The following is an 8,329-nucleotide window of genomic DNA, read 5'->3' as shown; positions in this document are numbered from 1 at the left end:
TATGTGGGTTTGTTTGTGGTGTTGCTGATTGTGACCTATGTTCCGGTGGTGTCGTTGCTGCTGCCGTGGCTGGGCGGTTTGGTATCCGATGCGCAGATCTGTGCGGCGACGTCGCTGTTCTGTAGCTGATTGTTTCTGGCGTTCATAAGAGCCCTGCCGGTGAAAACCGGCAGGGCTTTTTGTTTAAACCAAGTAAAATCAATAAAAACTATATGAGATGGCAAACGCTACTTGGGTTATTGCCATACTTTGGGAGAAGGATGACATGAGCACAAAGCCTCTCGGCTGGACGGCCTTTGCGGGTTATGGCGTGGGCGACATGGCCAATAATCTGGTGTTTTCGATGGGTATGTTCTTCCTGCTCAACTATTACACGGATGTGGCGGGCATCGGCGCCGCCGCCGCAGGTACCATGCTGCTATTGGTGCGCTTGTACGATGCACTGATCGATGTGGTGGCAGGTCGTGTGATTGATCGTACGCATTTTGCCGATGGCAGCAAGTTTCGCCCTTATCTCTTGTGGGCTGGGTTGCCCTTGCTGCTGCTGAATGTGGCGGTTTTTTCAGTGCCAGCACATTGGGATTCAACGCAGAAACTGATCTATGCCATGCTGACCTACGCCTTGCTGGGTACAGCCTATTCTTTTGTCAACATTCCCTATGGCTCGCTTGCCAGCGTGATGACCCAGATTCCGCGTGAGCGTTCGCTCTTGGGCGCTGCGCGCACGCTGATGTCGACCTGCACCATTGTCTTTCTGGCTTTTGTTTTAGGGCCGGTACTGCGCAACATGCACGGCGAAGCCCTGCAATCCCGATTGACCCTGTTGACGTTTGCCATGGCCGGTTTCGGCATGCTGCTTTATTGGGTCTGCTTCAAAACCTGCAAAGAGATCGTGGTGCGGGATATCAGCCAGCCGAAATGGAAGGAAAGCATGGCGGCGTTACGCTCAAACCGGCCCTTGCACATGCTGTGCCTGATTGCATTGTTTGTCCTGGTTGGCGTAAGTGCGAGCGGGGCCTCGGTCATGTACTTTGCACGTTACGTGTTGGGGGATGCCAGACATTTCCTGACCATCATTCTGGTGACCACCATTTTCGGTATTGCTGTTTCCTTGCCGATGGTATCGATACTGGTCCGAAAAATCGGGAAGCGCGGCACATTCATGGCAGGAATGGCAATTGCATCGCTGGCAAAACTGGCGCTGTATTTTTCTCCAGACGTTGACCATGTGGTGATCTTTGCCTGGCTGGCTGTGGGTGCAGCAGGATCTACGCTGGGCATGATCGTGATGTGGGCGCTGGAGAGCGATACGGTGGAATATGGCGAATGGCGCACAGGCGTGCGTATTGAAGGCATGAATTATTCGCTGTTTTCGCTGACCCGCAAATGTGGACAGGCGCTGGGCGGCTCGATACCCGCCTTCTTGCTGGCCAGCAGCGCATATATCCCCAATCTTGCCAATCAGACCCCTGCCACCATTCGCGTCATGTGGCAGTCTTTTGTGCTGGTTCCGGCTATCTGCTATGCCATGGCGCTGCTGCTCATGCTTTTTTACCCGCTGACCGATCGTCGTTTCCTGGAGTTGGTACAGGAAATCAGGGAACGCCGTGGGCAGGGAAATGGATCACGTATTGCCTGATGCGTTGCCGATATTGGCGCGGTAAGTGTGAACGATATCCAGAAAATCAGAAAGGAGCGGATTTTTTTCTTTCTTTAAATAAATGCATTGCAGCTTGAAATAAAAATTTTGCGATCCGGCAAATTCCCGGTAAACGATATTTTTGAATGGCAAAAGTTTTGCAGAAGGCGGTGCATAGAAAATTCCAAATCCACGATCAACCAGCGTTAATCCGCTGATCAGGTCATCAACGCGCTTTTCTATTTTTTTGACATATCCCCATGTGCGCAAAGAATGCTCATCGTGAGATTTGTCCGATGAGCCGATAAATAGCTCATCTTGCAATGTGTGCATATCGATTACCTCCTGATGCGCCAATGGATGATCTTTGTGTAAAGCCATCAAAATGGGCTCTGATAAAACCTCTTCACAGGCGATATCCGGCTCTTCCTGCAGAAAACGATCAAAGGCGATCAGTATTTTTCCATGTCGCAAGGCCTGGATTTGCTGCTCCTTGCGTGCGCTGTGCAGCACCACATCCACGCCAGGATTGTTTTTTGTAAATAGCTCAATGATTTGCGGAATGGAGGTAAAGGCGGCCGAGCCATAAACGCCGATGTTGATTTGTGGCCGGGTGTTATGGGCTACACGCAGAACATCCTTTTTCGCCTGTTCCAGCTCGGTAATGATGTTGCGCGCATGATGGAGTAATGCCTGCCCGGCATCAGTAATTTCTACACCACTGGTGCCGCGCGTAAAAAGCTTTGCCCCGACTTCTTCTTCAAGCGCCTGAATTTTCCGGGTCAGCGCGGATTGGGTAATGTGCAATCTTGCTGCAGCACGCCGAATATTTTTTTCTTCGGCCACCACGATAAATTGACTCAGTGTGCGTGCTTCCATCAGTAACCTGTGCTGTCCGCGTTGTGGCGTAGTGGTTGGCCAATTGTTTCGGCAAGACTACTGCAAAAGCCCATTAGTGAGAATCATCGGGGTGATGCTGTATTCGTATCGCCGTATGAATTATCAGCATTGGACTGATAGAGGCCTCTACTCAAGAATTTTGTAAGCAACGCCCTGGCAACTACGATCACCTGGCGGTTTCTTCCTCCTCCTGTCAGATCTCGTGGGTGATTTTTGCTGAGGCGTTGCAGCCAAAAATTTTCATGAGTAGAGGAGTTCAGAGCATGCAACCCAAATTTAACCCCAAGAAAACAGCGCTGGCTGTTGCTATCAGCCTGGTGCTGGGCATGGGCCTGAGTGCGTGTGGCGGAGGCGGGGATAATCCTGCAAGCACGCCGACGGATAACAATTCGACATCCACCAATGCCTGGATGACATCTGCGATCATCGCTGAGCAGAACGCAGCGATAAGCGATGCGGCCAAAGAGGCCGTTGCCAACAAGCGCGCCAAGTTGTTGCTGGATGCGATGACGCTGGAGCAGAAAATGGCACAACTGGTGGGTAAAGGCCCGGAAGTTCTGCCGGAATTGCCCCAGTGTTACGGTGCCCGCCACGTTTCGGCTATTCCCGAACTGGATATTCCGACCTTCCGCATTACCAATGGACCAGTGGGACTTGGTCAAAACGATTGTGTCGCGCTTGGATCTACCAGCCCGTATACCGATTCCACTTCTGCCAAGGCCACTGCATTGCCGTCCGCCATTGCGGCTGCCGCATCGTTCGATCCTGCCGTGGCTGGAACTTTTGGCGAAGTGATCGGTGATGAAATGAACAACCTGGCGCTGCATGTGTTTGAAGCGCCAGGCGTGAACATGGCACGTTTGCCAATTCTGGGCCGTAATTTTGAATATTTTGGTGAGGATCCGTATCTGACCGGTGCCATGGCTGTTGCAGAAATTCAGGCGATACAGTCCAAGGGCTTGATCGGCATGGCCAAGCACTATATCGCCAACGAACAGGAAACCAACCGCATGGCGCTGACCAATCTGGGAATTGATACCCTGGTTGATCGACAAGTGCTGCGAGAAATCTACATGATCCCGTTCGAGATGTCGGTCAAGGATGGCAAAGTGGCATCGATCATGTGCGCCTACAACCACATCAATGGCGAGCAATCCTGTGCCAGCAAGGAAAACCTCACCGACGTATTGCGCACGGATTGGGGCTTTACCGGCTATGTCCAATCCGACTTCTATGCCACTTACGGTATCAGTGCTGGCGGCCTCATGAATGCGGGCCTGGATCATGAAATGCCGATCCCCATCAGCTGGTCGACAAACAATTTGAGCAGTGCGCTGAGTAGTGGTGCTATCTCCGTTGCCACGATCAACCAAGCGTTGGAGCGCCGCTATACCCAGGCCTTCAAGTACGGCATTTTTGATCGGCCGCTGGTGCAAACCAGCATCGACTTTACTGCGGGTGGGGTCAAAGCACGTGACATTGGTGTGAAATCCGCTGTTCTGCTGCAAAACAATGGTGCATTGCCGTTTGATGGCACAAGCGTGCAGAACATTGTCCTGGTGGGCAAATCCTCGCAAGTCTATGCCCAGCAGGCAGTCGCAGGCGGTGCCATGGTGGGGGTGGCCTTCGGTGGTGGCGGTGGCAGTTCCGATGTGGTGCCTAACTACACTGTGACACCGCTCGATGGTATCAAGAATGCCCTGACCAGCCTTGGCAATACGTCTGCTACGGTCAAGATTATTCTGGTGGATGACGCCAATTCAACGGCAACGATTGATGGTGCATCCACAACCTTCACTGCCGCGCAGACTGCCATTGCCGGTGCGGATGCCGTGATTGTCATGGCGGGTACTATTTCCGAGGAGGGGGCTGACCGTGCTTCGTTTACGGATAGCACTCTGCTGACGCCGGCAACCAGCGTTGTGCCCGGTGTTGCAGGCAAGGCAGCGGGCATGAGCCTTGACTGGTATGTTGCCAAGCCCAGCGCGAACTCCTATGCCACAACCAATGCACCGGCCAACAGCAATACCGTTGCCATGATCTCTTCGATCATGGGGCTGACTTCGACCACAGCCAAAACCATGGCGCAGAAGACTGCGCTTGTGTTGAAGGATAATGCCGGGGTTGCGCTGGATGCTGCGCTGGTGGGTACTGGCGGTCCGGCAATTCTTGAAGCCTGGTTCCCGGGGCAGGAAGACGGCAATATCGTGGCTGACCTGCTGTTTGGCAAGAAGACCCCATCGGGCAAGTTGCCGGTTACCTTCCCGCTTGCAGGCAAGAGCTTCCTGGATAGCGCGACGGATCTGCAATTCCCCGGTGTTACCACGGGTACCACGAGCAAGCCGAAATCCAAGGTTGCCTATACCGAAGGTTTGAATATCGGTTATCGCTGGTACGATGCCAAACAGAAGGATGCTTCCAGCACCTGCTACACCAGCGCTTCTGCTTCGGCAAATCCCTGCATAGCGTTCCCGTTTGGCCACGGCCTGTCCTACACCACGTTCAGCGTTACGCCTTCGGCGCTTGAAGTTAATAGCGGCAAGTACGATGTCAAATTCCGCGTAGCAAACCAGACGGCCAAGGAAGGTGAAGAAGTGGTTCAGGTATATCTGGAACTGCCTGCCCTCGCTTCGTCTGTCGGTGAGCAGACCGGTGCCACGATTACCCAGCCGCCCAAGCGCCTGGTTGGCTTCAAGAAACTCAAGGTTGCTGCCAACGGTTCGGTATCGGGCACCATCACCATTGATCCGAATGCATCCAACCATCCGCTGAGTGTCTGGAATCAGTCTTCCAAGAAGTGGGAGATTCCAAGCGGTACATTCAAGGTCTGGGTTGGCAGCTCATCTTCGCCGAAGGATCTGAAACTGGTGGGTACCTTTTAAGGTGACTTGATCGGATTGCCGCAACGTTTCCCGCTCTGCGGCAATCCCATTTATCGGGAATATCCCAAAGCAAAATTGCCTGAATAGCCTGCTCCAGACTGCGATGACTTCGATGGTTGGTGCAACCGGGCTGGATCAAATACCCGCAAGGGGAGAATAAATGCAGAAAATTTCACGAGTAATCAGCGCAATGCTGCTGGGCGTGGCAATCGCGTCACCCATCAATGCAGCAGAAAAACCTTTTATCAAGGTTAATGGGGCGGCGATTTCACAAGCCACTGCCGAGATGTTCAGGGCTCAAGCCATAGCGAATGGCGTGCCGGAAACGGCTGAAATGCAAGGCAAGTTGCGAGAAGATCTCATACGCCGTGAATTGATGTACCAACTTGCCACGAAAGCTGGTTTTGACAAAAAGTCCGAGGTGGCATCGCAGGTTGAAGCTGCAACACGGCAATTAAAAGCGCAGATTGATGCCACACGGCAGATGATTGTTGCACGCGCCTATTTTGAAGATTATCTCAGGAAGCATCCGGTGACGGATGCGCAACTCAAGGCAGCCTACGACTCCTATCGAGCCAAAGGCGGCGATACCGAGTACAAGGTACGCCATATCCTGGTGAGGACCGAAGGTGAAGCCAGGGCAATTATCAGCAAACTTGGCAAGGGCGAGAAATTTGAAGAGCTGGCCAAGCAGTCGCTTGATCCGGGCAGCAAGGCCAAGGGCGGCGATCTGGATTGGTCCAGCCCGGCAAGATTCGTTCAGCCGTTTGCCGAGGCATTGCGCAATACGTCAAAGGGTAAATACGGCCAGGTACCTGTCAAAAGCGATTTTGGCTATCACGTCATCAAGGTTGATGATACCCGGCCGCTGAGAGTGCCCGCCTTCAGTGATATGAAACACATGCTGCAGAAGGATGCAGAGACGATGGTTGTCGAGAAATTGCTTGCCGACATGCGCGCCAAGGCCAAAATCCAGTGAGCATCCCCACATGAGTTGTGCCTGATTTGCTGGAAATGACTTTGCCCCCTGCGCCGATAAATAGGGTGCGCGCTACATCACCCTAACACTTGTCTAGTAACGCACGAGCCCTGCCAGTTTGCGCTGGCAGGGCTCTTTTTTGGTAAGACCAGCAATCCATTATGGTTATTGTGCGGATGATTGTTCTGATTTGAACAATGGCCAAAAAATTGTCAAAAATGACACTGCTTTGCAGAAAATTTCAGTAAAACGATACATAAAAAAATTGATATTAATTAATCAATTAGTGATGTTTTATCGACTTTATGTGTGTGTGCTTGCGCGGCTGGAAGGTTGTGTGTTTGAGGTGAAAAACTTGTACACATCGTAACATGCCTGTCATTGAAATGGCTGTGTGCGAGATGATCTTATTGCGCCGATTTGGCAGTCCATCATACCAGATTGTCGTATGGTCAGACCGCTGATGACTGTGGCATAGGCCACTTATTTCGTTGAGGAGAAAGTCGCATGTTGTTCCGTAAATCCATTTTGAGCATCTGCAGTGCAGCGCTGTTCGCTGGTGCCAGCGTGACTGCCATGGCAGAAACCTTCAAGGCTGCCGATGTACACCCGGAAGGCTACCCGAACGTGGTGGCCATGCAGAATCTGGGCAAGAAGCTCGAAGCCGCTACCAAGGGCCGCCTGTCCCTGAAGATGTTCCCGAACGCTACGCTCGGTAACGAAAAGGAAATGATCGAGCAATCCCAGGTGGGCGCCATCCAGATCGTGCGTATTTCCCTGGGTGCCATTGGTCCTGTAGTGCCGGATGTGAACGTGTTCAACATGCCGTTCGTATTCCGTGATGAAACCCACATGCGCAAAGTGATCGACGGCCCGATCGGCGATGAAATTCTCAACAAGATCACTGCCAGCTCGGCTGGTCTGGTGGGTCTGGGCTGGATGGATGGTGGTACGCGTAACCTGTACACCAAGAAGCCGGTGAAGAGCCCGGCCGACCTGAAGGGCATGAAGATCCGCATGATGGGCAACCCGCTGTTCGTGGATACCCTGAACGCCATGGGCGGTAATGGCATTTCGATGGGCTTTGGTGAGCTGTTCAGCGCCATGCAGACTGGCGTGGTGGACGGCGCTGAAAACAACGAGCCGACCTACGTGACGCAAAACCACCACACGGTGGCCAAGTACTATGATCTGACCGGCCACCTGATCATTCCGGAAATCTTCTGCTTCTCCAAGGCTGCCTGGGCCAAGCTGTCCAAGGAAGACCAGGCGCTGATCAAGAAGCTGTCGCGCGAAGCCCAGCTGGAACAGCGCAAGCTGTGGGATGAGAAGGTTGCTGCCAGCCGCGCCCAGATGAAGAAGGATGGTGTGGTAGTGGTGGAAGCCGACAAGAAGGCCTTTTATAGCCTGACCGCTCCGGTACGTGCGAAGTACGGTGCCCAGTTCGCCGATCTGATGAAGCGCATCGAAGCTACCAAATAAGTGCATTGATCATTAAACGGGGGCAGTCATGCTGTTCCCGTGTTTTCTGGGGAGAAAACAAGTAATGCAAAGTTATCTGAAGGCGATGGACGTGGTCTATCGGCTCTGTATCTGGATCTCCGGGTTGTCGATCATCATCATGTCGACAGTGATTCCGTGGGGGGTGTATGCACGCAAGGTGCTGGGGACGGGCGCAGGTTGGCCAGAACCGGTGGCCATTCTGTGCATGGTGATTTTTACCTTCTTTGGCGCAGCGGCGAGCTATCGTGCCGGCGGCCATATTGCGGTGATGATGCTGGTGGAACGTTTGTCCGGGGGGGCACAACGGGTATTGGCGCATACCGTGAATGCGCTGATGATTCTGATCAGCCTGTTCATGATCTATTACGGCTTTGGTCTGTGCGCGGTGACGTGGAACCAGTCGGTGGATTCGCTGCCGGCACTGAG

6 protein-coding genes are annotated in these 8,329 nt (G+C 53.0%); 5 read left to right on the top strand and 1 reads right to left on the bottom strand.

The window, feature by feature from the left end; all coding sequences use genetic code 11:
• Positions 1-265: 265 nt before the first annotated feature.
• Positions 266-1,639, top strand: a complete 1,374-nt coding sequence (uidB, locus tag AC0KVQ_RS15805; protein WP_473422153.1) for a glucuronide transporter — start codon at positions 266-268, stop codon at positions 1,637-1,639.
• Here uidB and AC0KVQ_RS15800 read toward each other — a convergent pair.
• A complete protein-coding gene (locus tag AC0KVQ_RS15800; protein ID WP_473422152.1) occupies positions 1,625-2,518 on the bottom strand; it encodes a LysR family transcriptional regulator in 894 nt (297 codons plus the stop codon). The two genes, uidB and AC0KVQ_RS15800, sit on opposite strands and share 15 nt — an antisense overlap.
• A gap of 284 nt (positions 2,519-2,802) precedes the next feature.
• Between AC0KVQ_RS15800 and AC0KVQ_RS15795 the strand changes: the two genes are divergently transcribed.
• From AC0KVQ_RS15795 to AC0KVQ_RS15780, 4 genes are all read left to right on the top strand, one after another.
• The gene (locus AC0KVQ_RS15795) at positions 2,803-5,421 is read left to right on the top strand and encodes a beta-glucosidase (RefSeq protein WP_473422150.1); all 2,619 of its coding nucleotides are present in this window, start codon (positions 2,803-2,805) and stop codon (positions 5,419-5,421) included.
• A gap of 160 nt (positions 5,422-5,581) precedes the next feature.
• Positions 5,582-6,400 carry a peptidylprolyl isomerase gene (locus tag AC0KVQ_RS15790; RefSeq protein ID WP_473422149.1) on the top strand — a complete coding sequence of 273 codons (819 nt, stop codon included), beginning with the start codon at positions 5,582-5,584 and terminating at the stop codon, positions 6,398-6,400.
• A gap of 507 nt (positions 6,401-6,907) precedes the next feature.
• A complete protein-coding gene (locus AC0KVQ_RS15785) occupies positions 6,908-7,882 on the top strand; it encodes a TRAP transporter substrate-binding protein (protein WP_473422148.1) in 975 nt (324 codons plus the stop codon).
• A 64-nt stretch (positions 7,883-7,946) separates the two neighbouring features.
• A partial coding sequence (locus AC0KVQ_RS15780) for a TRAP transporter small permease (RefSeq protein ID WP_473422147.1) occupies positions 7,947-8,329 on the top strand: 383 nt, incomplete at its 3' end.

This window comes from Formivibrio sp. oc-25 (assembly GCF_055810895.1).
The sequence above is the reverse complement of the archived record's forward strand: the minus strand, read 5'-3'. Positions and strand labels throughout refer to the sequence as shown.